At 64.5% G+C, this 25473-nt stretch carries 23 protein-coding genes; 14 read left to right on the forward strand and 9 right to left on the reverse strand.

Annotation, left to right across the window (positions count from 1 at the left end; translation table 11 throughout):
- Positions 1–11 precede the first annotated feature (11 nt).
- Entirely contained in the window at positions 12–1316 is a 1305-nt protein-coding gene (gene fahA, locus SA496_RS05465) for a fumarylacetoacetase (RefSeq protein WP_330115135.1), read from the reverse strand.
- 1 nt (position 1317) lies between these two features.
- Positions 1318–2613 (reverse strand): homogentisate 1,2-dioxygenase, encoded by a 1296-nt coding sequence (hmgA, locus tag SA496_RS05470; RefSeq protein WP_153917746.1) that lies wholly within the window; start codon positions 2611–2613, stop codon positions 1318–1320.
- 103 nt (positions 2614–2716) lie between these two features.
- Between hmgA and SA496_RS05475 the strand changes: the two genes are divergently transcribed.
- Positions 2717–3505 carry an IclR family transcriptional regulator gene (locus SA496_RS05475; protein WP_120652291.1) on the forward strand — a complete coding sequence of 263 codons (789 nt, stop codon included), beginning with the start codon at positions 2717–2719 and terminating at the stop codon, positions 3503–3505.
- A gap of 116 nt (positions 3506–3621) precedes the next feature.
- Here the strand turns inward: SA496_RS05475 and SA496_RS05480 are convergent, their stop codons facing one another.
- From SA496_RS05480 to phhA, 3 genes are all read right to left on the reverse strand, one after another.
- Positions 3622–4815, reverse strand: coding sequence for an amino acid aminotransferase (locus tag SA496_RS05480; RefSeq protein WP_330115136.1), 1194 nt, complete (start codon positions 4813–4815; stop codon positions 3622–3624).
- Positions 4812–5168, reverse strand: a complete 357-nt coding sequence (locus SA496_RS05485) for a 4a-hydroxytetrahydrobiopterin dehydratase (RefSeq protein WP_120652287.1) — start codon at positions 5166–5168, stop codon at positions 4812–4814. Before SA496_RS05485 ends, SA496_RS05480 begins: the two co-directional genes overlap by 4 nt.
- Positions 5169–5276: 108 nt before the next feature.
- Complete coding sequence (gene phhA, locus SA496_RS05490; RefSeq protein WP_120652285.1) at positions 5277–6068, reverse strand: phenylalanine 4-monooxygenase; 792 nt, start codon at positions 6066–6068, stop codon at positions 5277–5279.
- Positions 6069–6327: 259 nt separating this feature from the next.
- On the opposite strand from phhA, the gene SA496_RS05495 reads away from it, so the two are divergent.
- A complete protein-coding gene (locus tag SA496_RS05495) occupies positions 6328–7887 on the forward strand; it encodes a sigma-54-dependent transcriptional regulator (RefSeq protein ID WP_120652283.1) in 1560 nt (519 codons plus the stop codon).
- A 297-nt stretch (positions 7888–8184) separates the two neighbouring features.
- Here SA496_RS05495 and mdtI read toward each other — a convergent pair whose 3' ends face one another.
- From mdtI to SA496_RS05510, 3 genes are all read right to left on the reverse strand, one after another.
- Positions 8185–8514 (reverse strand): multidrug/spermidine efflux SMR transporter subunit MdtI, encoded by a 330-nt coding sequence (mdtI, locus tag SA496_RS05500; protein ID WP_120652282.1) that lies wholly within the window; start codon positions 8512–8514, stop codon positions 8185–8187.
- Positions 8511–8867, reverse strand: coding sequence for an SMR family transporter (locus SA496_RS05505; RefSeq protein WP_330115137.1), 357 nt, complete (start codon positions 8865–8867; stop codon positions 8511–8513). The genes mdtI and SA496_RS05505 overlap by 4 nt, the downstream gene beginning before the upstream one ends.
- A gap of 375 nt (positions 8868–9242) precedes the next feature.
- Positions 9243–10124, reverse strand: coding sequence for a LysR substrate-binding domain-containing protein (locus tag SA496_RS05510; RefSeq protein WP_120652278.1), 882 nt, complete (start codon positions 10122–10124; stop codon positions 9243–9245).
- 137 nt (positions 10125–10261) lie between these two features.
- Here SA496_RS05510 and SA496_RS05515 point away from each other — a divergent pair, with 137 nt between their 5' ends.
- Both SA496_RS05515 and SA496_RS05520 read left to right on the forward strand, forming a co-directional pair.
- Complete coding sequence (locus SA496_RS05515; protein ID WP_120652276.1) at positions 10262–10900, forward strand: FMN-dependent NADH-azoreductase; 639 nt, start codon at positions 10262–10264, stop codon at positions 10898–10900.
- A gap of 10 nt (positions 10901–10910) precedes the next feature.
- A complete protein-coding gene (locus tag SA496_RS05520) occupies positions 10911–11216 on the forward strand; it encodes a DMT family transporter (protein WP_120652274.1) in 306 nt (101 codons plus the stop codon).
- A gap of 231 nt (positions 11217–11447) precedes the next feature.
- Here SA496_RS05520 and SA496_RS05525 read toward each other — a convergent pair whose 3' ends face one another.
- A complete protein-coding gene (locus SA496_RS05525; RefSeq protein ID WP_120652272.1) occupies positions 11448–14555 on the reverse strand; it encodes a transglycosylase domain-containing protein in 3108 nt (1035 codons plus the stop codon).
- 97 nt (positions 14556–14652) lie between these two features.
- Between SA496_RS05525 and SA496_RS05530 the strand changes: the two genes are divergently transcribed.
- From SA496_RS05530 to SA496_RS05575, 10 genes are all read left to right on the forward strand, one after another.
- On the forward strand, positions 14653–15321 hold the full coding sequence (locus SA496_RS05530; RefSeq protein WP_330115138.1) for a class I SAM-dependent methyltransferase: 669 nt from the start codon (positions 14653–14655) through the stop codon (positions 15319–15321).
- A gap of 305 nt (positions 15322–15626) precedes the next feature.
- Positions 15627–17027 (forward strand): amino acid permease, encoded by a 1401-nt coding sequence (locus tag SA496_RS05535; protein WP_153917756.1) that lies wholly within the window; start codon positions 15627–15629, stop codon positions 17025–17027.
- A 134-nt stretch (positions 17028–17161) separates the two neighbouring features.
- On the forward strand, positions 17162–17815 hold the full coding sequence (locus tag SA496_RS05540; RefSeq protein ID WP_153917758.1) for a hypothetical protein: 654 nt from the start codon (positions 17162–17164) through the stop codon (positions 17813–17815).
- A 77-nt stretch (positions 17816–17892) separates the two neighbouring features.
- Positions 17893–18300, forward strand: coding sequence for a VOC family protein (locus SA496_RS05545; protein ID WP_120652266.1), 408 nt, complete (start codon positions 17893–17895; stop codon positions 18298–18300).
- A gap of 77 nt (positions 18301–18377) precedes the next feature.
- On the forward strand, positions 18378–19199 hold the full coding sequence (locus SA496_RS05550; protein WP_330115139.1) for an aldo/keto reductase: 822 nt from the start codon (positions 18378–18380) through the stop codon (positions 19197–19199).
- A 273-nt stretch (positions 19200–19472) separates the two neighbouring features.
- On the forward strand, positions 19473–20225 hold the full coding sequence (locus SA496_RS05555) for an efflux RND transporter periplasmic adaptor subunit (RefSeq protein WP_442965089.1): 753 nt from the start codon (positions 19473–19475) through the stop codon (positions 20223–20225).
- The gene (locus SA496_RS05560) at positions 20222–21541 is read left to right on the forward strand and encodes an efflux RND transporter periplasmic adaptor subunit (RefSeq protein ID WP_120652263.1); all 1320 of its coding nucleotides are present in this window, start codon (positions 20222–20224) and stop codon (positions 21539–21541) included. The genes SA496_RS05555 and SA496_RS05560 overlap by 4 nt, the downstream gene beginning before the upstream one ends.
- Entirely contained in the window at positions 21538–23634 is a 2097-nt protein-coding gene (locus tag SA496_RS05565; RefSeq protein WP_174235603.1) for an efflux RND transporter periplasmic adaptor subunit, read from the forward strand. Before SA496_RS05560 ends, SA496_RS05565 begins: the two co-directional genes overlap by 4 nt.
- 24 nt (positions 23635–23658) lie before the next feature.
- The gene (locus tag SA496_RS05570; protein ID WP_330115141.1) at positions 23659–24459 is read left to right on the forward strand and encodes an aspartyl/asparaginyl beta-hydroxylase domain-containing protein; all 801 of its coding nucleotides are present in this window, start codon (positions 23659–23661) and stop codon (positions 24457–24459) included.
- A complete protein-coding gene (locus tag SA496_RS05575) occupies positions 24447–25454 on the forward strand; it encodes a sulfotransferase family protein (RefSeq protein ID WP_153917764.1) in 1008 nt (335 codons plus the stop codon). Before SA496_RS05570 ends, SA496_RS05575 begins: the two co-directional genes overlap by 13 nt.
- Positions 25455–25473: the final 19 nt, after the last annotated feature.

Genomic DNA, 25473 nt, shown 5'->3' on the forward strand with positions numbered 1-25473 from the left:
CCTTTTTCATCTCAACGTGCCGCCAGCAATACCCCACGGCATTCGCCGAAGCCGATACTGGGGTAGCCCTCCCGCTGGCAACGGGCACGCAGAATCACTTCATCCCCGTCTTCCAGGAAGGTGCGCTGTTCGCCGTTGGGCAGGCTGATGGCCTGTTTGCCGCCGAAGGTGCTCTCCAGCAGGCTGCCGAAGGCCTCGGGTTGCGGACCGGAGAGCGTGCCGGAGCCGAACAGATCGCCGGCTTGCAGCTTGCAGCCGCCTACGCTGTGGTGGGCGACCATCTGCGCCACGGTCCAGTACATGTTCTGGGTGTTGCTCAGCGCCAGTCGGTGAGGCGCCAGGCCCTGCTCGCGCATGGCTGCGGTGAGGATCAGCACTTCCAGCTCGATATCGAACGCGCCCTTGGCCTGGTCCGCTTCGTCCAGCAGGTAGGGCAACGGTTGCGGATCACCTTCCGGCCGCCCCGGCTGGGCTGTGCGGAAGGGCTCCAGGGCTTCAGCTGTGACTACCCACGGCGACACTGTGGTGCCGAAGTTCTTCGCCAGGAAGGGGCCGAGCGGCTGGTATTCCCAGGCCTGCACGTCACGGGCAGACCAGTCGTTGAGCAGGCAGTAGCCGGCGATGTGCTGCTGGGCATCGGCGATGGCGATGGACTCGCCCATCTCGTTGCCCTGGCCGATCCAGATGCCCAGTTCCAGTTCGTAGTCCAGGCGCTTGCTGGGGCCAAAGCTCGGTACTTCCTGGCCCGGCGGCATGGTCTGGCCGACAGGGCGGCGCACCGGGGTACCGGAGACGCACACCGTGGATGCACGGCCGTGGTAGCCGATGGGCACGTACTTGTAGTTGGGCAGCAGCGGGTTGTCCGGGCGGAACAGGCGGCCGACGTTGTTGGCGTGGTGGATGCCCACGTAGAAGTCGGTGTAGTCGCCAACCCTGGCCGGCAGGTGCAGCTGGCACGTGGCGGCGGACGGCAGCAACGCCTGGCCCACGGCTTCCAGGCGCTCGCGGGCACTGCTGCCTTCGGCCAGCAGGTCTTGCAGCTGGGTGCGCAGGGCGCGGCGGGCGGAGGCCCCGAGGGCGAAGAAGGCATTGAGGCTGTCACCGCTGGCGGAGAGCGCGGCTTCAGCCGCTTCACCACTGAACAGGCCGGCATCAGCGGCGACCTTGAGGTCGAAGATGGCGTCGCCGATGGCCACGCCAGCGCGCGGCGAGGCGCCAGCCGGGCTGAAGATACCGAGCGGCAGGTTCTGCAGCGGGAAGTCCGGGTGGCCGTTGGCGGAGGCGATCCAGCTACGGCGGTTGTCTGCTTGGGTCATATCAAATCCTGCCCTTGTCGAAAGTCTTGGCCATGCCGGCCCAGCATGCATCGTAGTCGCTCTGCAATTGCGGGCATTCCAGCGCGTACTGGCTGGGGCGCAGCACGCGGCTGGTCTCGAACATGAAGGCCATGGTGTTGTCGATCTTGTGCGGTTTCAGATCCGCGGCGATGGCACCGGTGGTAGTGGCGTTGTCCGGGCCGTGGGCGCTCATGCAGTTGTGCAGGGAGGCACCGCCTGGGGAGAAGCCTTCGGCTTTCGCGTCGTAGGCGCCCTGGATCAGGCCCATGAATTCGTTCATCAGGTTGCGGTGGAACCACGGCGGACGGAAGGTCTTCTCGGCAACCATCCAGCGCGGCGGGAAGATCACGAAGTCGATGTTGGCCTGGCCGTGGGTGTCACTGGGCGAGGTGAGCACGGTGAAAATCGATGGGTCCGGATGGTCGTAACTCACGGTACCGATGGTGTTGAAGCGGCGCAGGTCGTACTTGTAGGGCACGTTGTTGCCGTGCCAGGCGACCACATCCAGGGGCGAGTGGTCGAGCTCGGTGGCCCAGAGTTCGCCGAGGAACTTCTGCACCAGGGTGACCGGCGTGTCGCTGTCTTCGTAGTGGGCCACCGGGGCGAGGAAGTCGCGCGGGTTGGCCAGGCCGTTGCTGCCGATAGGGCCGAGATCCGGCAAGCGCAGCGCAGCGCCGTGGTTCTCGCTGATATAGCCACGGGCGGTGGCATCCAGCAGTTCGACACGGAACTTCATGCCACGCGGGATTACCGCGATTTCCAGCGGCTCCACGTCCAGCAGGCCCAGCTCGGTGGCGATGCGCAGTCGGCCTTGTTCCGGAACGATCAGCAGCTCGCCATCGGCATTGAAGAACACCCGTTGCATCGAGATGTTGGCGCAGTACAGGTGCACGCTGATGCCCGATGCCTGTTCGGCATCGGCGGTGGCTGCAATGGTCAGCAGGCCGTCGATGAAGTCGGTGGGAACGGCGGGGATGTCCTGCGGATTCCAGCGCAGGCGATTGGGCGTCACCGGACCCAGGCGGTTGCCAGCGATCTGGCGCTCCAGGCGCTGGTACTTCGGATGATTGGCCGAGGGCTTGATGCGGTACATCCAGGTCCGCCGGGCTTCGCTGCGCGGAACGGTAAAGGCGGTTCCGGAAAGCAGTTCGGCATAAAGGCCGTAGGGCACTTTCTGCGGGGAGTTCTGGCCAACGGGCAGGGCGCCAGGCAGCGCTTCGCTGCTGAATTCGTTATCGAAACCGGATTGGTAAGTGAGCTGCGTGGGGGAGACCATGGCGACCTCGACGTTTTTTGTAATTTGATTACGCATAACGTAATTTGAAAGGCAAAAGGGGTCAAGCTATAACAGCGCCCTCCACTCCGACCAAGGCCAGGACATGACGAACGACAACGACAGCGCAGGCGCACCGCGCCGGCAGAAGGTGCAGGCTGCGGAAGTGGGCACCGACATCCTCAAGGGGCTGGCGGAGCTGGCGCCGGCCACCTCGCTGTCGAAACTGGCCGAACACGTCGGGATGCCGGCGAGCAAGGTCCATCGTTACCTGCAAGCGCTGATCGCCAGCGGTTTCGCCGAGCAGGACGCCACCACCAACCACTATGGCCTTGGCCGCGAAGCGCTGCTGGTTGGGCTGGCCGCCATCGGACGGCTGGATGTGGTGAAAGTCTCGATGCCACATCTGGTGGAGTTGCGCGATGCGCTCAACGAAACCTGCTTCCTCGCCGTGTGGGGCAACAAGGGGCCGACCGTGGTCCACGTCGAACAGGCTTTGCGCGCGGTGACCCTGGTCACCCAGGTGGGCTCGGTGCTGCCATTGCTGGGCTCGTCCACCGGCATGGTGTTCAACACCTATCTGCCGGAAGGTGAAACAGCCTTCCTGCGTGACGAGGAAATGTCCCAGCCGGGCGCGCCCGGCAGCGCTGAATTGCAGGAGCAGATGGCACAGATCCGCGCCACCGGGATGCATCCGGTGCACGGTCTGCTGATGCCAGGGGTCAACGCGCTTTCGGCGCCGCTGTTCGCCACTGGCAACAAGCTGGCGGGCGTGATCACCGTGGTCGGCGCCGCCAGCGTGTTCCGTGCCGACACCCAGGGCTCGGCCGCCGAACGACTGCACCAGGCGGCAGAGGCCATCAGCCGGCGCATGGGTGGCCAGCAGCCGGAGTAGGGCGGTTCATTGGAGCGGCTGTAGGAGCGAGCTTGCTCGCGAATGATTCTTCGCGGACCCTTCGCGAGCAAGAACCAGGCGTCCCCCTCGCTCCTACGCGTTCTGTGACGCTTGGCTCAGCAGACCTTGGCGATGGCTGCGGCCAGGTCGGCGATGCGGCTGAAGTCCAGCCCGGCGACGTTGGCCCGTCCGGTGCTCACCATGTACACGCTGAACTCCGCACGCAGACGTGCCACCTGCTCAGGCGAAAGACCGGTGTAGGAGAACATGCCGCGTTGCTCGCCGATGTGCGCGAAGCGTTCTGCGAGGCCATAAGGCTGCAGGGCTTCCACCAGCCCGCGACGCAGGTCGGCAACGCGCGAGCGCATGGCTTCCAGTTCCGTCACCCACTGTGCCTTTAGGGCAGCGTCACCAAGGATGGTGGCGACCACCGCGGCGCCATGGGCGGGCGGGGTGGACCAGAGGTTGCGGGCGAGGAAGGCCAGCTGGCTGCGTACGTCGGTCAGCTTTTCTGCATCGGTGGCGCAGACGATCAGCGCACCGGTGCGTTCGCGGTAGAGACCGAAGTTCTTCGAGCAGGAACTGGTGACCAGCAGTTCCGGCAGCGCCTCGGCGAACAGGCGCACGGCCCAGGCGTCCTGCTCCAGGCCATCACCGAAGCCCTGGTAGGCGAAGTCGATCAGCGGCAGCAATTCACGCGCCTTGACCACTTCCAGCACCTTGCGCCAATCGTCCTGGGCAAGGTCGAAACCGGTGGGGTTGTGGCAGCAGGCGTGCAGCAAAACCACATCGCCCTTGGGCACTTGCTCCAGGGCCGCGAGCATGGCGCTCACGTCGAGGCGATTGGCCGCATCCACGTAGGGATAGTGACGGACCGCGATACCGGCACCGGCAAAGATGGTTTCGTGGATCGGCCAGGTTGGATCGCTCAGCCATACGCCGCGACCAGGCAGGTTGCTGGCGATGAACTCCGCCGCCAGGCGCAGGGCGCCAGTGCCGCCCGGCGTCTGGGTGGCGCCGGCGCGGCCAGCGGATTCCAGCGGGTTGCCGGTGCCTAGCACCAGGTCCAGCAGCAGGCGACCGAAGACCGCGTCACCGTGGCCACCGACGTAGGTCTTGGTGGTTTCGATATCCACCAGGCGCTGCTCAGCGAGCTTCACCGCACGGGGAATGGGCGTCAGGCCACGGGCGTCCTTGTAAACGCCCACGCCAAGGTCGAGCTTGGCCGGGTTGGGGTCCAGGCGGTAGGCATCCATCAGACCGAGGATGGGATCGCCGGGCACCCGGCCGACCTTGGCGAAGTGGCTCATTTACGGCCCTCTGCGCTCGCCGCCACCTGATCGGTACGGGCGGACATGATGAAGTCGTTGCGGTGCAGGCCCTTGGCCTCGTGGCTCCACCAGGTCACGGTGACCTTGCCCCACTCGGTCAGCAGCCCCGGGTGGTGACCTTCTTCCTCGGCAATGGCGCCGACGGCATTGGTGAAGGCCAGGGCATAGCGGAAGTTCTTGAAGCGGAATTCCTTCTCCAGCTGCATGACGCCGTCACGCACTTCGATGTTCCAGTCGGGGATCTGCTTGATCAGCTCGGCCAGTTCTTCGTCGGACACCAGCGGGGCATCGGCGCGGCAGGCTTCGCAATGGGCTTGGGACAGGGCGGTCATAGTCGTTCTCCAGCATTCGTTTGTAGGTTGGCGCAGAGCGCAGCGAAGCCCAGCGAGTGGACTTCCAGACGATGAATGTTGGGCCTTGTGGCCCAACCTACGAATAGATCAGGCGGCTTTCGGCTTCGGCGGGAACTTCGGTGCGTGCAGGCCCATGCCCATTGCCTTGTGCACCAGCGCCATGATGTCTTCGTGTGCCAGGTCGAACAGGCGCTTGAGATCCGGCAGCACGAAGTACAACGGTTGCAGGATGTCGATGCGGTAAGGGGTACGCATGCATTCCAGCGGGTCGAAAGCCTGGTGCTCGGGCTCACCCGACAGAGCGTAGACCGTCTCCTTTGGTGAGGAGAGGATGCCGCCGCCATAGATGCGTCGGCCCTGCGGGGTGTCCATCAGGCCGAACTCGATGGTCATCCAGTACAGGCGGGCGAGGTAGACGCGTTCTTCCTTGGTGGCCTTGAGGCCGAGCTTGCCGTAGGTGTGGGTGAATTCGGCGAACCAGGGGTTGGTCAGCAGCGGGCAGTGGCCAAAGATCTCGTGGAAGATGTCCGGCTCTTGCAGGTAGTCCAGTTCTTCCGGCGTGCGGATGAAGGTGGCCACCGGGAATTGCTGGCTGGCCAGCAGCTCGAAGAAGGTCTGGAAGGGGATCAGCGCCGGGACGCGGGCAACGCTCCAACCGGTGGTCGCCTGGAGCACCTTGTTGATCTCGCCCAGTTGCGGGATGCGGTCATGGGGCAGGCCGAGCTGCTCGATGCCGTCGAAATATTCCTGACATGCGCGGCCTTCGATCACTTTCAACTGGCGGGTGATCAGGGTGTTCCATACCTGATGCTCGGTTTCCGGATAGTGGATGAAACCGTTGGCATCGGGTTCGCGGGCCACGTACTGCGTCGTCTTCATTCGGCCTCCTGGGGATGGGGCTTCGTTGTTGTGTTGCCATATCGATAGCGCAGATGGGCCCGCAACGCAGCAGGCGCGCGGCCTGCATAGCCCCAGGTAGTGCGGTCAAAGCGTAAGGAAATTTTTACGGTGGCGGCGGGAACGCCAGGAGTCGCCTTGTCGGAGCGACGATATGTCACATATTCTTGACGGAAAAATAGGGTCGAGAACGGATTCTTTCGTCGACTAACCAAGGAAATGCCCGACCCAGGGGTGCCTGATGCGTATCAAAGTCCATTGCCAGAACCGCGTGGGAATCCTGCGTGACATCCTCAACCTGCTCGTCGATTACGGCATCAACGTCAATCGCGGCGAAGTCGGTGGCGACCAGGGAAACGCGATCTACCTGCTCTGCCCGAACATGATCAACCTGCAGCTGCAATCGCTGCGACCTAAGCTGGAAGCCATTCCCGGCGTATTCGGCGTCAAGCGCGTGGGCCTGATGCCCAGCGAGCGGCGTCACCTGGAGCTGAACGCGCTGCTGGGCGCGCTGGATTTCCCGGTGCTGTCCATCGACATGGGCGGCTCCATCGTCGCGGCCAATCGCGCGGCCGCCCAGTTGCTCGGCGTGCGCGTGGACGAGGTGCCGGGAATCCCGCTGGCGCGTTATGTCGAGGATTTCGACCTGCCGGAACTGGTACGCGCCAACAAGGCGCGGATCAACGGGCTGCGCATCAAGGTCAAGGGCGACACCTACCTTGCCGATATTGCGCCGCTACAGTCCGAGCATGACGAAAGCGAAGCCTTGGCCGGCGCGGTGCTGACCCTGCATCGCGCTGACCGCGTGGGTGAGCGCATCTACAACGTCCGCAAGCACGAGCTGCGTGGCTTCGACAGTATTTTCCAGAGTTCGAGAGTGATGGCTGCGGTGGTGCGTGAGGCCCGGCGCATGGCTCCGCTGGATGCGCCGCTGCTGATCGAGGGCGAGACCGGCACCGGCAAGGAACTGCTGGCGCGCGCCTGCCACCTGGCCAGCCCCCGCGGGCAGTCGCCGTTCATGGCCCTGAACTGCGCCGGTCTGCCCGAATCCATGGCTGAGACCGAGTTGTTCGGTTACGGCCCCGGTGCCTTCGAGGGTGCGCGGCCGGAGGGCAAGCTGGGCCTGCTGGAACTCACCGCCGGCGGCACGCTGTTCCTCGATGGAGTCGGCGAGATGAGCCCGCGCCTTCAGGCCAAGCTCCTGCGTTTCCTGCAGGACGGCTGCTTCCGCCGGGTGGGCAGCGATGAGGAGGTTTATCTGGATGTGCGGGTGATCTGCGCCACCCAGGTGGACCTGTCCGAGCTCTGCGCCAAGGGCGAATTCCGCCAGGACCTCTACCACCGCCTCAACGTGCTGTCGCTGCACATACCTCCGCTGCGCGAGTGCCTGGATGGCCTGCCGCCGCTGGTGGAGCACTTCCTCGATTCGGCCAGCCGGCAGATCGGCTGCAGTCTGCCGAAACTGGCGCCGCAGGTGCTGGACAAACTCGGCCACTACCACTGGCCGGGCAACGTGAGGCAGTTGGAGAACGTGCTGTTCCAGGCAGTCTCCCTGTGCGACGGCGGCACCGTTCGTCCCGAACATATTCGCCTGCCGGACTATGGCGCGCCGCAGCCGTTGGGTGATTTCTCCCTGGACGGCGGGCTGGACGTGATCATTGGCCGCTTCGAGAAGGCGGTGCTTGAACGGCTCTACGCAGAGCATCCGAGCAGCCGCCTGCTGGGCAAACGGCTCGGGGTGTCCCATACCACCATTGCCAACAAACTGAAGTTGCACGGATTGGGCAAGGAAGAGAGTTAGACCATCGTTGAATGGTCCGGGGAGATATCGGAGCGTAAAAAGGGTCCTGTCTGAATCTTGCGTGATGCGGACACAAGCGTTTCTGACATTCCTCTCCCGGAATGATTGGGCGGGCGACCAGATGGTCGCCCATTTTTTTGCCCGGAATTTCTGGGAGGTGCGACGGTTGGGTGTTGTCGCAGGTTGGGTAGAGGAACGAAACCCAACGACGGTGCTGCGGATCAGGCCTGGCCCCGTAAGGTGGATCTGTGACGCGTGATTTACCTGACGGGGCCAGTCTTCCGGAAATTCCAGTCTTCACGCCAGTTTCAGCAACGCCATCCCCACCAGCAGCAACCCCAATCCCAGCCAGCCACGGCCGGCCAGGCGCTGGCCGAACAGCGTCCAGCCCACCGCAACGGTGGCGAGAATGCCGAAGCCGCCCCAGATGGCATAGGCCAGTGACAAGTCGATGCCGCGTACGGCCTGCGCCAGGGCCGTGAAGGCCAGCAGGATGCAGAGAATCGCTGCGGCCCCCAGCAACCGACGACGAAAACCGTCGGAATACTTCAGCAGTACGTTGGCCAGCACCTCCAGGGCGATGGCGGCGCCGAGCCAGGCGAAATGAATCCAGGTCACGCCGTTCATGCCAGCACCTCCTGGCTGCGAGCCACGGGTGCGGCGCGGGTGCCGCATTTGATCAGCAGGATGCCGACAATCATCACGGTCAGGCCGAGCGCCTTGTACAGGCCGATGCTCTCGCCCAGCCAGGTAACGCTGACGAGAGTGATCAGCACGATGCCGATGCCTTCCCAGAGGGCGTAGGCCACGCCGACCGGCACGCGCTTGATTGCCAGCGAGAGGAAGAAGTACGACAGGCCGATCAGGCCGTACATCAACAGGTGGCCGAGCACTGGGGCGTGTTCGGCGGAAAATTTCATTGAAGTGGTGCCGACGACTTCAAAAAGGATCGCGGCCAACAGATAGAACCAGGAACGCATGGTGCCCTCCCTTGGGCATGCAGAGCCCTTCGCCCGGAGGCGAATGACGCGTTTGCAGGAAATCCTGGCCATGGCATTGCGGGGCGTACCCGACGCTTCCACGGCATGAGGAGAGGGGAGGGGCTACAGGTCGCCGGTCCAGTGGCGCTCGCGGGAAGCGAGGCGGGCGAAGTGGAAGGGGTGAAGCGATGTGTTCAACATAATGAACGCAATATTAGCCGTTCAGGTCGATAGAAGGCAAATTCAAAGGTGTGGCGGCGTGCCGCGGGGAAGGGTAGGGAGAAGTTGTGTTCATTATTTTGTTCGGTTGGCGCTGGGCACCAATCTTGTAGGGGCGAATAAGTTCGCCCCTACAAGGTGTGCCAGTCGGCCGGATCATCCCACCTCCCGACTCAGCCAGTCGAAAAAGGCCTTCACCGGCGGGTGGCGTTCGCGGCCCGGCACGCAAAGGGTGGAGTAACCCGCGCCGGTCACGCTGACTTCTGGTCGGAATGGCACCAGCAGGCCACTGGCGAGGCTCTCCGAAACCAGGATGGAGCTGGCCAGCACCAGACCCTGGCCTGCGATAGCTGCCTGCAAGGCGTAGTGTTCCTCGTCGTACTCCCGCTGCGGTGCGCTTGCCAGCAGGTGTTCCTCGCCAGCGGCCTGGCACCAGGCCTTCCAGCCCAGTTCGTAGAGCAGGGCGTTGCGCCAGCGCACAGTGATCAGTGTTGGCAGGCCGCTGCCGAGCCCGTTCACCAGCGCAGGTGATCCATAAACGCCGAAGCATTCGTCCAGCAGGCACTGGCTGTGCAGGTTGGGGTGTTCACCCACGCCGTAGCGGATCACGAAATCGACGCTGGCGTCCTGGTGCAGGTCGATCAGGCTGTTGCTGGTGTCCAGGCGCACGCTTATTTCCGGGTATTCGGCGTAGAAGCGGCCGAGCCGCGGGATCAGCCAGAGCGCGGCGAAGGCCGGTGTGGTGGATAGGGTCAGGTTGCCGCTGCTGCGTTGTGGACGTAGCTGGTCGAGGGTCTGGGTGACCTCCAGCAGGGCGCCGTGAAGGCTGCCGAACAGGCGTTGTCCACATTCGGTAAGGCGCACGCTGCGCGGCAGGCGCTGGAACAGCGGTACCCCCAGCCAGCTTTCCAGGCCGCGAATCTGGTGGGACACCGCAGTGGGCGTCACTGCCAGCTCCTCGGCAGCGGCCTTGAAGCTGGAAAGCCGTGCGGCGGATTCGAAGGTACGCAGGGCGGTCAGGGGCAGGTTGGAAAACATGAAAACTCCACGGATGAATCCAATTCATCCAAATGAATTAATCCTCATTTGTCCGAAGTGGTTGGCGTAACTAGCTTAGAGCCTGAGTTTCCGCCAATTAACGTGCTTCTGGAAGCACAGTCATCAAGGAGATTGAGATGAGTACGATTCTTTCTGTGCAGGGTAGCCCTCGTGGTGAGCGTTCCCATTCCCGTCGTCTGCAGGAGTCTTTCCTCAAGGCTTGGCAGGCGCGCCAGGGGAGCGGCCAGGTGTTACGCCGTGAAGTGGGACGAGTGGCCATTCCCGCCGTCACCGAGGGCTGGATCGCCGCTGCTTTCCATCCGGAGCCGGAGGCACGCACCGAAGTTATGAAGGCTGACCTGGCAGTGAGCGACCTGCTGGTGGATGAGCTGTTCTCCGCTGACCGCCTGGTGATCTCCGCACCCATGTACAACTTCGGCGTGCCCAGCGGGGTCAAGGCCTGGATCGACCAGATCGTGCGGATTCGGCGCACCTTCGACTTCGACCCGAACAAGCAGGGCAATCCCTATACCCCGCTGGTGCTGGGGCGCAAGGCGCTGATCATCACCACCCGTGGCGACCACGGCTACAGTCCGGGCGGCGCCAATGCCCACATGAACCATGCCGACGCCTACCTGCGCACAGTGTTGGGTTACATCGGCATCACTGACGTGACAGTGGTGGCGGTGGAAAACGACGAGTTCGGCGGCGAGGCGTTCGAGCAGTCCTACCAGCGGGCGGAGCGGGCCCTGGCGGACCTCGCGGAAACCTTCTGAGGACGCAGTCATGGCCTGGATATACCTGCTGGTGGCGGCGTTCTTCGAGGTTCTCTTCGCCATGGGCATGAAGTACGCCGAAGGTTTCACCCGGCCCTGGCCCAGCGTGCTGGTGGTGGTGGCCGCGGTGGCCGGGATCTGGTTCCTGACCCTGTCCATGCGCGTGCTGCCGGTGAGCATCGCCTATCCAATCTGGACCGCGATCGGCACCCTGGGAACGGTGCTGCTGGGTTTCCTCCTGCTGGGAGAAGCACTCACACCGACGAAGCTGGTGTCGGTGGTGCTGATCGTCGCGGGAGTGTCGGGGCTTCGGTAGGTGGGTGCCAAGCGAAGCGCGGCCCAACATCGGCGTTCGACCGGAGCCACGATGCGTTGGGCTTCGCTGCGCTCTGCGCCAACCTACGGCGGGACTGCGTCCCGCGTGGCGAATGAATTCAGCACGAAGGGTGGATGTCGCTTTTCACATCCACCAGCTTGGCCAGGTCTGACACCGATGGTGGATCGATAAGTACGAAAGGCCGTGGGAGCGAATCCATTCGCAAGGGGCTTACCGCCTGCTCACCTGCACTGCCGGCGCCAGGTCCTGGCACTGGGTGTTCAGGCCGGGGGCGAGGTAGGGCTGGAGGATGGGCGCCATGCCCTTGAGCACCTGCACGGGCAGAGCCGAGGTGAAGCTGAACTTGTCAGCCTGGCTGCCTTCGACGAAGGCGGTGAGGGTTCCGAAGTGGCGCGGGCCCAGATAGAAGACGAAGGTGGCGGTGCGGTTCATCGCCTTTGAGCTCTTCACCGTGCCCCAGCGGGTGACGGTCTGGATGCGGTTGTCGCCGGTACCGGTCTTGCCGCCCAGGACCAGCGGTTTGCCGTCGGGCAGGGTGAAGCTGCCTTGCAGGCGTCGAGCGGTGCCGCCCTCCACCACCTTCGAGAGTGCGTCGCGCAGGGTGGCCGCTACCTCCGAGGTCATGACTCGCTTGCCCTCGCTGGTCTGCTGGCCCACCAGGGTTTCGTAGGGGGTGTTGGCGGCGAAGTGCAGCTGCTCGATGCGCAGGGTGGACTGGCGCACGCCGTCGTTGAGGATGATGCCCATCAGCTCGGCGAGGGCTGCCGGACGGTCGCCAGAGCTGCCCAGGGCGGTGGCCAGGGACGGTACCAGGTGGTCGAACGGATAGCCCAGGGATTTCCAGTGCTCGTGGATATCGAGGAAGGCTTCCACCTCCATCATGATGCGGATGCGCTTGTCGCGAGCGTACTTGCGCTTGGATTTGAACAGCCAGCCATAGACCTCGCGGCGTTCGTCGCCGCTGGCCTCCACGGCCTCGCGGTAGGTCGCTTGCGGATGCGCCTGCAGGTAGCCGAGCAGCCAGAGCTCCAGCGGGTGCACCCGGGCCACATAGCCCTGGTCGTTGAGATCGAAGGCGCCCGGCCCGTAGCGGGTGTAGAGATCTTCCACGCGCTTGTCGGTCAGCGGCGGGTTGGCCTTGGGCACCCGCTCGCGCATGAACGCGGCGAAGGTGGCCAGGTCAGCCTGCGGTTGCAGGTAGCGGTGGATGGCGGCCATCCGCGCGCCCCAGGGGTTGAGGCCGTCGAGGAAGGTCGACATGCGCTGCTCCGCGTCCTTGCCCTGGTACTTGTTCCAGAAGCGGCGCAGATAGGTCTGGCTCTCACGGGACACGAACAGGTCCAGATAGCCCTGGCGGCGCGGGTCCTTGTCGTCGGACAGGAGCTGCATCTTGCCACCGTCGGGACGGTACATGTCATGCCGCACCACATCGCGCAGCAGGCGCACGAACGGCAGGTTGATGGACTCGCGCAGGGCATCGCGCAGGCTGGGGCGACGGCCGTTGTCTTCCTTGCGGAAGTTATTGAAGGCGTGCAGCCCACCACCGGTGAAGAAGGCTTCGTAGGGGCTGGCGGAGTAGGTGCGGTCCAGGGCTGCCTGGAGCATGGCGCTGAGGTTGCGATCCTTGGTCTGGATCAGGTAGTCGATGGCCCACTTGGTGATGAAGTCCAGTGGGTCGACCGGAACCTTGCGCAGTTCCGCCACCGGCAGGCCGGCGTAGCGCTCGTGCAGGGTCGCTACGTTTTCCAGGTAGGTGGCGAGCACCCGCAGCTTGGCGGTGGAGCCCAGCTCCAGCTTGCTACCTTCATTGATGTCGAAGGGCTGGTCGGTGTTGTCGGTCTGCACGCGCACGCGGTTGCCGGACGGGGTGCGCTCGAAGAGGGTGAAGCTGTAGCGCACTTCACGGGTTTTCTCCGGGGATAGCAGGCGTTCGCCATACAGCCCCACCTGCTCGGCAAAGGCCGGATCGGCCAGTTGGCGCAGGTAGTCGGTCACAGCGTTCTGCAGCTCGCTCTGCAAGGTGCTGCTGGCGGTGAGATCGAGGCGGTCGAGATCGTACAGCGGCATCTTCAGCATGCTCGAGAGGCGACTCCGGGCCACGCTGATGCCCTTGTTCGCTTCCACTGCCTGAAGCGCCGGTTCTTCCACCCAGTTGCGGAAGCGAAGCTTGGCACCCAGGGCGGCGTCGCGCAGTGGCGTGTCGATGATCCCCGCGCCAGCCAGCACGCGGATATGGCTGTCGGTGAGGGCGTTCAGCTCTTCATGGGCGCTGGACAGGTAATAGGAAGGGCGGCGCTGGGCGATGAACAGCGAGAGCACCTGGCGCATTGCCAGGCCGCGTTCGTCCAGATCGCTGTCCTTGCTCCCCAGTATCCGGTTGACCCGATTGAAATCGGCGCCGTACCAGACCCGCAATCCGTCGGCTATGCCGTGCACTTCACCATGTCCCGGCGCGGCCGAGAGCGGCACGCTGTTGAGGTAGTCCAGGACGATGCGTTCGCGCGCGGCCAGGGTTTCCGGGCCGCCCTGGTAGGCGCGCACGCTGGCCGAAACCATCTGGCGAATCTTCTCCGAGGCCGAGGCGGTACGACCGAACGGCGAATGGCGGTATTTCTCCAACTGGGTCGCCAGGGTGCTGCCACCGGCCGACTGGCCGTCCAGGTCGATGGCCTTGCCCACCTGGGTCAGGGCGGCCTTGGAGAAGCGCGGCCAGTCCACCGCCGGGTTGGCCAGTGGCGTTTCCTGGTCCAGCAGTTTGCGGTTTTCGATGAACAGCAGGCTGTTGACCAGCAGTGGTGGAATGCTCGCGAACTCCGGGTAGCGCTGCTGCGGGTAGCTGAACTGATAGAAGGGCAGGCCACGACAGTCGCAGATGCTGATGCCGGCCTGGCTCTTTTCCCGGTAGGGCGGGAACAGCCCGCGGTCGGCGTAGTTGATCAGCGCGGGGGAGAAGCGTGTCTGCTGTTCGATTGCATAGCCGCGTTTTTCCAGGCGTTCGAGCATTTCCGGCAGGGAGGCGTAGCCCAGCCGGCGGTCGAACGGGCCGTCGCCGGGGTAGCGGATGGCCTTGCTCGGGCCATCTTCGAGCTTGTAGCTGAGGGTCGCCGCGTAACGGCTAAGCTCTCGTGCCTGGAAGCGCGACGTCTGCATTTCATGAGTGGCGGCGGCAACGACGATGCCGCAGGTCACCAGGAAAATGCTCCAGAACAGGAGGCGGTGCCTGCGGCGTGGTGGCTTTTCCGGCGGAACGCCGGATTCATTGAGACTACCTGGGGGTACCTCGTTCCTGGTTTCGTCGGATTGCCATATTGCGCCCATAGTCCACCGGCCTGGCCTGTTACCGCTCTTGCTTGCAATCTTAGTAGGTAGTCGGCTGGCTGCATGGTGGAGTGGCGGCAAAAACAGGAGCGAATCAATGACAGGCGACAATCGGAAGCAACTCGACCACAGCTGGCGCGCCAACGCTTCTGGTTGGACACGTGCAGTACGAGAAAGTCGCATCGAAAGCAGGCAGTTGGCCACTGACCAGGCCATTGTCGACGCCGTCCTGGCCCATCGGCCGTTGAGGGTACTGGACCTCGGTTGCGGCGAAGGTTGGCTGAGTCGTGCGCTGGTTGCACACGGGCTGGCGGTGCTGGGGATCGATGCATCTCCGCCACTGGTGGCGGCGGCGCAGGCGGCCGGTGGTGAGTTCCGCTGTCTGGACTACACCACTTTTCAGGCCGATCCGGGCCAACTGGGCTGCTTCCATGCCGTGGTGTGCAACTTCTCGCTGTTCGAGGAACATTTGCAGCCGTTGCTGGTGGCATTGCGCGAGCAGCTCACCAGCGATGGGCTGTTGCTGATCCAGACTGTCCATCCCTGGCAGGCCCGCGGTGACCAGGGATACAGAGATGGCTGGCGCCGCGAGGATTTCGCCGCCTTCGAAGGCGAGTTCCCCGAGCCCATGCCCTGGTACTTCCGCACCCTGGAATCCTGGTGCGCGCTTCTGCTCGTCAGCGGCTACCGCATCGAGGCCTTGCGCGAACCGGTCCATCCGCATACCGGCGAGCCGCTGTCCCTATTGCTTGAGGCCAGGAAGTAGGAAAGGAGGCGCTTGCGATACCCATCGTTCGGTCGCGCTGGGTTTCGTTCCTAACGGAGCACCGCCCGACCCATCCTGCGAACTTCGCTCCACTCCCCCTTATCGGCACTTTCGTGCACCAAAAGTAGGCATGACGTTGCCTTGTCTTTGTGCAAGACTCGCCGCCGATCTCGGACGCGTCTGCGCCCGCCGGACTGTTCAGCCCCACAAGGACGGGACTTCCAGGCGGCCAAGGGTCTTACCACGACCCGGCTTTTCGGCTACGCGGCTGACTCCTCGACAACTACAAAATGAGGTACCACTGCATGTCCGTTGCTGATCATCAGCCACAACATGAATCGCTGCACCGAGACCTCGGTGAGCGTCACATCCGCCTGATGGCCCTGGGCGCCTGCATTGGCGTCGGCCTTTTCCTGGGTTCGGCCAAGGCCATCCAGATGGCTGGTCCGGCCATCATGCTGTCCTACATCATTGGTGGTCTTGCCATCCTGGTGATCATGCGCGCCCTCGGCGAGATGGCTGTGCATAACCCCGTGGCAGGCTCCTTCAGTCGCTACGCCCAGGATTACCTCGGGCCACTGGCCGGTTTCCTCACCGGCTGGAACTACTGGTTCCTCTGGCTGGTGACCTGCGTGGCGGAAATCACCGCCGTGGCCATCTATATGGGCGTCTGGTTCCCTGAGGTGCCGCGCTGGATATGGGCCCTCGCGGCGCTGATCAGCATGGGCGGCATCAACCTGATCGCCGTGCGCGCCTTCGGTGAGTTCGAGTTCTGGTTCGCCCTGATCAAGATCGTCACCATCATCGCCATGGTGGTCGCCGGTACCGGAATGATCGTCTTTGGCCTCGGCAACGACGGTATCGCCACCGGCATTTCCAACCTCTGGGAACACGGTGGCTTCATGCCCAACGGCGTGCAGGGCGTGCTGATGTCGCTGCAGATGGTCATGTTCGCCTACCTCGGTGTGGAAATGATCGGCCTGACCGCCGGCGAAGCGAAGAACCCGCAGAAGACCATTCCCCAGGCCATTGGCTCAGTGTTCTGGCGCATCCTGCTGTTCTATGTGGGCGCACTGTTCGTGATCCTCTCCATCTATCCGTGGAACGAGATCGGTACTCAGGGCAGCCCCTTCGTGATGACCTTCGAGAGCCTGGGCATCAAGACCGCCGCCGGTATCATCAATTTCGTGGTGATCACCGCCGCGCTGTCCTCCTGCAACGGCGGCATCTTCAGCACCGGCCGCATGCTCTACAGCCTGGCCCAGCAAGGCCAGGCGCCGCGGGCCTTCGCCGTCACGTCCAACGGCGTGCCGCGTCGCGCACTGCTGGTGTCCGGTGCCGCGCTGCTGCTGGGTGTGCTGGCCAACTACCTGGTGCCGGAGAAAGTGTTCGTCTGGGTAACCTCCATCGCCACCTTCGGCGCCATCTGGACCTGGGCGATGATCCTGCTGGCGCAGTTGAAGTTCCGTCGCAGCCTCACCCCCGCCGAACAAGGCAAGCTGCAATACCGCATGTGGCTGTTCCCGCTCAGCTCCTACCTGGCCATGGCCTTCCTGGTGCTGGTGGTGGGCCTGATGGCCTACTTCCCCGACACCCGCGTCGCGCTCTACGTGGGCCCGGCCTTCCTGGTGCTGCTGGTGGTGCTGTACAAGGCGCTCAACCTGGCTCCGACCAGGGCCTCGGAGCCCGTTGGCGACGCCGCCTGACAAAGACCTTCGCGATGACCATCGGGCCCGCCATGTGCGGGCCCGGTGCTTTCTCGGGGTGCTTGAAGCGACCGGCCGATCAGCGGACTATCCTTCGCCAACTGGCCATGCGCCGGTATCCCCAGGAGGTGTTCATGCTGTGTATTGCTTCCCGGCTTCTGACCGTCGGCAACTCTTTGCTTGCGAGCATCCTGATCGTTTGCCTGCTGCTGACCGGGTGCGCGGGCTTTCGTTCGGGCGTGGAGAGTGCGGCCTTCGTCGAAGACCAGGCGGCCGACGAGCGTGGCCGTATTCAACTGACTGATGTCGCGCTGACCCTGGATCTGCACAACCAGATCCAGCAGAACGATTTCCAGGTGATCCTGTTCGTGGTGCCGGTGATGTATGACCCCATCGACAAGCCACGCTATGACGAGAAGGACGGGATTCGCCTGCTGCTGGAAATCCAGCCGGCTACTGCCGACTTCCACTTTCGTCCCGAGCATGTGGTGCTAAGGGTCGACGGCCGTGTCCTTGAGCCGGCGGCGGTATCCCTGATCATGGTTCGCGATGTGGGTCAGTTCCCTCTGGACGGTTTGCAGGCGATCAACCAGTCCCCCGCCGGGCTGGACTACCGACTGGCGGTGCCACAGCGGAGCTGGCAGTTCATCCTGAAGTTCGCCGGGCCGGTACCCAAACCGTCCAGCGACATCCAGTTGGACCTTTCCCGTGCCCTCGAACGTCCCGGAAAACCGCCACTTCCGACGATTCGCTTCCGCTCCCGACCTTGGAGTCAGGGGTACACCTGATAGTGTGACCGCCGGTCCCGCGCGACGCGATTGGGCAGCTAGGCTGAAGCCAATCACTGTTTCTGGAGATCATCGCCATGGCCGGTTCCACTGCCGTTCCTTGCCTGCGTTACCGCGACGCACCCGCCGCCGTCGCCTGGCTCTGCCACACCTTCGGTTTCGTCGAGCATCTGGTGGTGCCCGAGCAGGACGGCAGCATCTCTCACGCCCAACTGAGCCTTGGCGAGGGCATGATCATGCTCGGTTCCGTGCGCGACACCGACTACGGTCGACTGATGCGCCAGCCCGACGAAACCGGCGGCCTGGGTACGCAGAGCATCTATCTGGTGGTGGCCGACGTCGATGGCGTGCATGCCCGCGCGGTGACAGCCGGCGCCACCATCGTGCTGCCCCTTAAGGATGAGGACTACGGCGGGCGAGGTTTCACCTGCCGCGACCCGGAAGGCCACTTGTGGAGCATTGGTTCGTACGATCCCTGGGCTTGAGCCGCTCGGTCCATTGCCGGAAGATCGCGCCCCAGCTGCCGGCAATCCCGACTGAACGGAATTCCGAGGAATACGCCATGCAAAGCATCACCTTCCCCGACGGCACCCAGGTGCCCGCCATCGGCCAGGGCACCTGGCACATGGGCGAGAATCGCAGTGAACGCAAGCGCGAGGTCGCGGCACTGCGCCAGGGGCTGGAACTGGGCCTGCGCCTGATCGATACCGCGGAGATGTACGCCGAAGGCGGAGCCGAACAAGTGGTGGGCGAAGCCATCGCCGGCCTGCGGGAGCAGGTCTTCCTGGTCAGCAAGGTTTATCCGTGGAACGCCAGCCGCCGGGGCACGGCCCTGGCGTGCGAGCAGAGTCTCAAGCGCCTGGGTACCGACCATCTCGACCTCTATTTGCTCCACTGGCGCGGCGAGCACCCGCTGGAGGAGACGGTGGAAGCCTTCGAGCGCCTGCGCGAGCAGGGCAAGATTGCGCGCTGGGGTGTGTCCAACCTTGACCTTGATGACCTTCACGAACTGCCCGCCGGTTGTGCCGCCACCCAGGTGCTCTACAACCCCGAAGCGCGCGGGATCGAGTTCGACCTGCTGCCTTTCCAGCGGCAACAGGGTATGCCGCTCATGGCCTACAGCCCGGTGGGGCAGGGCGGCAAACTGCTGCGTAATGCGGCGATGCAGGAAGTCGCGCGCCGCCATCAGGCCAGCACCGCCCAGGTGGCGCTCGCCTGGGCGCTGCGCCAGGACGGTGTGATCGTTATCCCCAAGGCGGTCGATCCGCTGCACCTGAAGCAGAACGCCGAGGCCCACAAGCTCCAACTCAGCGACGACGACCTCGCCCTGATCGACCACAGCTTCCCGCCGCCACGGCGCAAGCGTCCGTTGGAAATGCTCTGAGGCCTGCTGCTTCTTGTGGGAGCGAATTTATTCGCGAATGAATTCGCCCACAGGAAGGGGCTCCCAACTGCAGGAGCCAGCTTGCTGGCGAAATGGTCAGGATTCGCTAGCAAGCTAGCTCCTACATGGCGCCACTCGGCGGCGAATCCGGACTGATGGCAAGATAATTCCTCGTCCCAGATTCCTATTGTCCTACAGCTCTCATAGACTCTTGCCCACTTCTATCCAGGGATGGCCTTGATGAAACGTACGTTGTGGACGCTGTTTGGGGTGATGGGGCTGGTCGCGGTTTCCTGGGCCGAGGAACCGCCCGTGCAGGACCCGTTGCTCGATGCGCCCGCCACGGCCACGGCCACGTCCCCCGGCGGCGAAGCCCGTGGCGTCCTGCGGGCCCGCAACCAGGCAGTCCTGGCCAGTGAACTGGCCGGGCGCATCGTCGAGATGCCTTACGCCGAAGGCCAGGCATTCAAGAAGGGAGAGGTACTGGTGCGCTTCGACTGCAGCGCGTACCAGGCCCAACTGAATGCCGCCAATTCCGCCGTGCGCGCCGCCCGCGAGGAGCTGAAGAACAAACAGCAGTTGGCCGCCCTCAACTCGGTGGGCCGCTTCGAGGTCGCCCTGGCCGAAGCACGCCAGGCTCAGTCCCAGGCCGAGGCGCAGGTCTACCAGGTGCAGGTGCAGCGCTGCCAGGTCAAGGCACCGTTCGACGGCCAGGTGGTGGCGCGCAAGGTCCAACCCCATGAAAGCGTCGCCAGTGGCGCGCCGCTGCTGGACGTAGTGGACAACCGCACCCTGGAGATCCATCTGCTGGTGCCTTCCCGCTGGCTGAACAAGCTCAAGCCTGATCAGGCCTTCGAATTCGTGCCCGACGAAACCGGCCAGCCGCTGCACGCGGTGGTCAAGCGCCTGGGCGCGCGCATCGACGAAGGCAGCCAGACCCTCCTGTTGATCGGTGGTCTGCCAGCCGACGCACCGGGCCTGCTGGCTGGCATGAGCGGCACCGCGCGCTTCCCGGAGAAACCATGAACGCAGCCGCGCCGGGTGCGGCCGAGCGCGTGTTCGCGCTCTTTCTCGGGCTGCAGCAACAGGCCCGTCAGAAGGCCACTACCGAGCAGTTGGCCTTCGCCATGGTCAACGATGGCCAGGCCCTGTTCGGATTCCGTCATGCCGCTTTGCTGATTGCCGGCAAGGTGCGGGCACTGACCGGTATCAGCCTGGTGGAGCCCAACGCGCCTTTCGTGGCATTCGTCGAACGTGCCGCCGCGCAGTTACTCCGTCAGGAACGACTCGATGAAACCGCCGCCATCGATGCCGAAGCCCTCGACCAACAGTCTCGCGTCGACTGGCAGGCGCTGTCCGCCGCCCATGCTGGCTGGGTTCCACTGAAAGATCGTCAGGGTGAGGTTTTCGGTGGACTCTGGCTGGCTCGCGAGCATCCATTCAATGAAGCCGAACTGGCCCTCCTGACCCAGCTCGGCGACACCTACGCCCATGCCTGGCTGGCCCTGCAACCGCGCAAACCCTGGCGCCTGCGCTGGCCGAAGAAGAAGCTGATGGCCATCGCCGGCGGGCTCTGCCTGCTGCTCCTGGTGCCGGTACGTCAGTCAGTGCTGGCGCCCGCCGAAGTGGTGCCCCAGGGGGGCCGGGTGGTGGCAGCACCGCTGGATGGCGTGATCGCCGAGTTCCTGGTCAAGCCCAACCAGAGCGTGGCCGCAGGCGACCTGCTGGTGCGCTTCGATGCCACCAGCCTCAAGGCCCAGGCGGACGTTGCCGAGCGCGCCCTTGGTGTCGCCGAAGCCGAGCTCAAGGCCAACACGCAGCGTGCCTTTGCCGATGCGGAGTCCAGCGCACGCATCGACCTGCTGGCGGCGCGGGTGGAGCAGAAGAGATCCGAGCGCGACTATGCCCGTCAGTTGCTGGCACGTAGTGAAGTACGCGCCGAGCGCGGCGGAATTGCGGTTTTCGCTGATGCCGAGCGCCTCACCGGCAAGCCGGTGCAGACCGGTGAACGGTTGATGCAGATTGCCGATCCGGCCCAGGCCGAACTGCGCATCGAGCTGCCAGTGGGCGACGCCATCGCCCTGCAACCGGGGGCCGAAGTGGCGCTGTTCCTCGACAGCGATCCGCTCAACCGCCACAGCGCTCGTCTGGAACGTGCCGCCTACGAGGCCCAGACCACCGCCGCCGGCCAACTGGCCTACCGCCTCGATGCTGCCTTCATTGACGCCCCGCCGCGCATCGGCCTGCGCGGCACGGCCAAACTCTTCGGTGATCGCGCGCCGCTTGCCTATTACCTGTTGCGTCGGCCCCTGGCCGCGGCTCGACAGAGCCTGGGCTTCTGATGCTGCCCGCACTGCGCTCCGACCTGCAGTTGTCGCCGGCCGCCCCCGGGCTGGATGGCGCGCCGCAGTGGACCCTGGCCGACCCCCTGCGCGGTCGCTACTTCAAGCTCGGTGCGGCCGCCGTGCGCCTGCTGCGTCACTGGGCCCTGGGCGACCCGCAACGGGTGCTGGACGCGGCCAACGCCGAACCCGGTCTGCCCCTGGGTTCGCCGGAGGTGGAGGAGTTGTTGCGGTTCTTGCGAGGCCACGATCTGATCGCGGCCCTGGACGAGGAGCAGCGCGCCAGCTATGGGATGAAGGCTGTTGCCGCAAAGCAGAGCCTGTGGAACCGCGTGCTGCACCAGTATCTGTTCTTCCGTATTCCGCTATGGCGGCCCGACGCCTTCCTCAACCGCGCCTGGCCCGTACTCGAGCGTAACGGCCATTGGCTGATGCGTTGGGGCCTGCCGCTGGTGTTCGCCCTCGGCCTGTTCCTGGTGGCGCGGGACTGGCAGCGCTTCATCGCGACCTTCCCCCATCTATTCAGCCTTGGCGGCGCCCTGGCCTTTGGCGTCGCCTTGACCTTCGCCAAGCTCTGTCACGAGTTCGGCCATGCCTTCATGGCCAAGCGCGCCGGCTGCCGGGTGCAGAGCATGGGCCTGGCGTTCATGGTTCTGCTGCCGATGTTCTACACCGACGTCAGTGACGCCTGGCGGGTCAATGACCGCCGCTCGCGGTTGCTGATCGGTGCCGGCGGCGTGCTCGCCGAACTGGTGCTGGCGGTGCTCGCGCTGTTGGCCTGGTCGCTACTGCCGGACGGACCGGCGCGCACCTCGGCATTCATGCTCGCCAGCGCCACCTGGATCACTACGGTGATCATCAACCTCAATCCGTTCATGCGCTTCGACGGCTATTTCCTGCTCAGCGATCTCTGGGGAGTGGAAAACCTCCAGGCGCGAGCTTTTGCCCTGTGCCGCTGGCGCCTGCGCGAGGCCCTGTTCGGTTATGGCGAGCCGGCGCCCGAACCCTGGCAGCCGGCCATGGCGCGACGCCTGATCGTGTGGGGCTATGGCTCCTGGCTGTGGCGCGCGGTGCTGTTCTTCGGTATCGCCTTGGCGGTCTATCACCTGTTCTTCAAGGTGCTGGGCATTTTCCTGATGCTGGTGGAACTGGTCTGGTTCATCGGTCTGCCAATCTGGCGCGAGTGGACCGAGTGGTGGCAGCGCCGCGATCAGGCCGAGCCTCGCAAGGCCTTGCTGACCGCTGCCAGCCTGTTGCTGGTACTGATCCTGCTGGCGTTGCCTTGGCGCAGTTCGGTGGAGGTTCCGGCGTTGCTGGAGGCCTCGCGGGCAACCGCCCTGCACGCCCCCGTGGCGGCGCGGCTGAAGGCGCTGCATGTGGAGGATGGTCAGGCGGTGGAGCAGGGCGACCTCCTGCTTGAACTGGAGTCCCCAGACCTGGACTCCCGCCAGGCGATCGTCCGCCGCGAGATCGAGATTCTCCAGTTGCAACTGCGCCGCCAGGCGGGACGCAGCGAGACGGCCGCGGATGCCGGCATTCTTGAGCAGCGCTTGGCTGAAGCGGTGGCCGAATACCGCGGGCTGGCCGCGCAGCGCGAACGCCTGCAATTGCGTGCGCCCCAGACTGGCGTGGTGCGCGACCTGCTGCCGGACCTCACGCCAGGTCGCTGGCTCAGCCCACGTGAACCCATGGCGCGCGTGGTTGAAGCGGGCCTGCGTCTGCGCGGATATCTGGCCGAAGAAGAACTCTGGCGGGTACAGGTCGGTGCCGAAGGCCGCTTCATCGCCGACGATCCGGCGCGGCCGGCGTTGTCGGTGCGCCTGGACGAGGTGGATGCCACGGGCGTGGCCTATCTGGAACTGGAAGCCCTGAGTTCCGATCACCACGGCCCCATTGCCGTGCGCCGCGACGCCCAGCACCGGGCGGAGCCAGTGCAGGCCCAGTACGGTGTGCGCCTCAGCCTGCTGGACGATTCCATCCATCCGGCACAACCCCTGCGTGGCGTCGTGGTGCTGGATGGGGAGGGCCAGTCCCTGCTGGGCTTCGCCTGGAGAAGGCTGGCGGCGCTGGGTGTGAGGGAAAGCGGTTTCTGATTTCCAAGGAGCAAGGACGGTTCCATGCCAATCCCCCCATTGCCAATTTGCTCGCGCCTGCCGCTGAGGTTCGAACTGGCCCCGCTGCTGGAAGCCCTGGCGCGCATCGAGTCTGACGCGTGGCAGAGCCACTTCAATACCGGTTACTACGAAGGCGACTGGAGTGGCGTCGCACTGATTACCCCCGAGGATTCGCCCCTGCCGTTGGCGCCAGGTCTGGGCTCACCCGTCCGCAGCGCCTGGTGGCAGCGCGAGTTGGCCTGGAATGAACTGCTCGGCACCTTCCACACCACAGTGCGCAGCGCGCGCCTGCTTCGCCTGGGACCGGGGTCGCGCATCCATGAGCATCGCGACCTGGATCTGGGCCAGCCAGGCAGTGACGTGCGCCTGCACGTCCCCTTGCTGAGCCCGGTCGGCGTGGAGTTCCTCGTCGATGGCCTGCAGGTGCCCATGCAGCCTGGCGAGTGCTGGTTTCTTGACCTGTCACGCCCGCATCGGGTGGATAACCCGGGGCCAGGGGAGCGCATCCATATGGTGCTGGACTGCCAGCCCAATGACTGGATGGTTGCTGCCATCGACCAGGGGCTGCCCACCACTCCCACGCTGCAACAGGGTAGGGCGGGGCAGGACTTTGCACGATTCCGCCAGTTGGTGGAGCAGGACGCGAGCCTTGCCCAGCGACTGCGGTCGTTGACCGAGGTTCGCGACTTCTTGCGGGAAACCGTCGAACTGGCCGCCGCGTGCGGCCTGCATTTTTCCGAGGCGGACGTCCGTGCCGCCATGCGCCTGGGCAAGCAGGCGTGGAGTGAGCAATGGAAAGCATGAATTCACACGGTGATCTTCACGGCTGGCTGCCGGTCCGCGCCTGGCAACGCGACGGCGAGTGGCGCCTGGACTGGTGCTGGTTCGGCGAGCAGCGGCTTACTCGGCCTTTCTTTCGTGACGACGTTGACCTGGCTTTGCGGTTGCCTTTCAACCAGGCATTCCGCCGCGAAACAGGACTGGATGTGCTGCTGGACTGGCAAATCTCCAGTCCGGGATTTGCGCCGAGTGCCCTGATCTTTCATGCCTCCCGCTGCGGCTCGACCCTGATGGCCCAGATGCTGGCGAGCCTTGAGCGGCATGTCGTGCTGTCCGAACCGCCGCCGCTGGATAGCCTGTTGCGCGCGCATTTCCACGATCCTGCGGCTTCGTCGCAGCAGCCAGCATGGATCGCAGCGCTGATGTCGGCCTATGGCCAGCGGCGTTGCGGGGGCGAGCAGCGTCTGATGGTCAAGCTGGATGCCTGGAACGTGTTCGAAGCGCCGCTGCTACGGGACCTTTACCCGAATACGCCGCGCATCTTTCTGTACCGCGATCCGCTGGAAATCGTCGTTTCCCAACTGCGCCAGCCCGGCATGCATCGGGTGCCGGGGCTGCTCGGGCCGTCAGCTCTGGATTTCGCCGGGGAGGACATCGCGGCCATGTCGCCCCTGGAATACACCAGCCGCACGATCGGACGCATTCTCGAGCAAGGGCTCGAGCTGTGCCGAGCCCAGGGAGGCATTCCGGTGAACTACAACGAGCTGCCTGACGCGCTCTGGGACCGCCTGGCTCCCGTGTTTTGCCTCGGCGAAGCCGATACGCCGAAGCTGCGGGATATCGCGGCCTTCGATGCCAAGCAGCCGGCCATGTGGTTCACCGCTGACAGTCAGCGCAAGCGTGAAGAGGCCAGCGACGACGTGCGCGCGGCTGTAGAGCGATGGTCGGGGGATTCATACGAAGGATTGGAGCGTATTCGGTGTATAGAGCAGACACTTCATACAGAGGTTAGAAATTAGTCCTATTGATTATTAACTA

It is taken from the genome of Pseudomonas sp. JS3066, from assembly GCF_036328175.1.
Lineage (GTDB): Bacteria > Pseudomonadota > Gammaproteobacteria > Pseudomonadales > Pseudomonadaceae > Metapseudomonas.

Coding starts and splice junctions, on each gene's coding strand:
- SA496_RS05520 (WP_120652274.1), top strand. CDS start 10,911: ATGGCCTGGATATACCTGCTGGTGGCGGCGTTCTTCGAGGTTCTCTTC.
- SA496_RS05570 (WP_330115141.1), top strand. CDS start 23,659: ATGCCAATCCCCCCATTGCCAATTTGCTCGCGCCTGCCGCTGAGGTTC.
- SA496_RS05550 (WP_330115139.1), top strand. CDS start 18,378: ATGCAAAGCATCACCTTCCCCGACGGCACCCAGGTGCCCGCCATCGGC.
- SA496_RS05495 (WP_120652283.1), top strand. CDS start 6,328: ATGCGTATCAAAGTCCATTGCCAGAACCGCGTGGGAATCCTGCGTGAC.
- SA496_RS05515 (WP_120652276.1), top strand. CDS start 10,262: ATGAGTACGATTCTTTCTGTGCAGGGTAGCCCTCGTGGTGAGCGTTCC.
- SA496_RS05530 (WP_330115138.1), top strand. CDS start 14,653: ATGACAGGCGACAATCGGAAGCAACTCGACCACAGCTGGCGCGCCAAC.
- SA496_RS05505 (WP_330115137.1), bottom strand. CDS start 8,867: ATGCGTTCCTGGTTCTATCTGTTGGCCGCGATCCTTTTTGAAGTCGTC.
- SA496_RS05540 (WP_153917758.1), top strand. CDS start 17,162: ATGCTGTGTATTGCTTCCCGGCTTCTGACCGTCGGCAACTCTTTGCTT.
- SA496_RS05555 (WP_442965089.1), top strand. CDS start 19,473: ATGGGGCTGGTCGCGGTTTCCTGGGCCGAGGAACCGCCCGTGCAGGAC.
- phhA (WP_120652285.1), bottom strand. CDS start 6,068: ATGAAGACGACGCAGTACGTGGCCCGCGAACCCGATGCCAACGGTTTC.
- fahA (WP_330115135.1), bottom strand. CDS start 1,316: ATGACCCAAGCAGACAACCGCCGTAGCTGGATCGCCTCCGCCAACGGC.
- SA496_RS05535 (WP_153917756.1), top strand. CDS start 15,627: ATGTCCGTTGCTGATCATCAGCCACAACATGAATCGCTGCACCGAGAC.
- SA496_RS05525 (WP_120652272.1), bottom strand. CDS start 14,555: ATGGGCGCAATATGGCAATCCGACGAAACCAGGAACGAGGTACCCCCA.
- SA496_RS05510 (WP_120652278.1), bottom strand. CDS start 10,124: ATGTTTTCCAACCTGCCCCTGACCGCCCTGCGTACCTTCGAATCCGCC.
- SA496_RS05575 (WP_153917764.1), top strand. CDS start 24,447: ATGGAAAGCATGAATTCACACGGTGATCTTCACGGCTGGCTGCCGGTC.
- hmgA (WP_153917746.1), bottom strand. CDS start 2,613: ATGGTCTCCCCCACGCAGCTCACTTACCAATCCGGTTTCGATAACGAA.
- SA496_RS05545 (WP_120652266.1), top strand. CDS start 17,893: ATGGCCGGTTCCACTGCCGTTCCTTGCCTGCGTTACCGCGACGCACCC.
- mdtI (WP_120652282.1), bottom strand. CDS start 8,514: ATGAACGGCGTGACCTGGATTCATTTCGCCTGGCTCGGCGCCGCCATC.
- SA496_RS05480 (WP_330115136.1), bottom strand. CDS start 4,815: ATGAGCCACTTCGCCAAGGTCGGCCGGGTGCCCGGCGATCCCATCCTC.
- SA496_RS05485 (WP_120652287.1), bottom strand. CDS start 5,168: ATGACCGCCCTGTCCCAAGCCCATTGCGAAGCCTGCCGCGCCGATGCC.
- SA496_RS05475 (WP_120652291.1), top strand. CDS start 2,717: ATGACGAACGACAACGACAGCGCAGGCGCACCGCGCCGGCAGAAGGTG.
- SA496_RS05560 (WP_120652263.1), top strand. CDS start 20,222: ATGAACGCAGCCGCGCCGGGTGCGGCCGAGCGCGTGTTCGCGCTCTTT.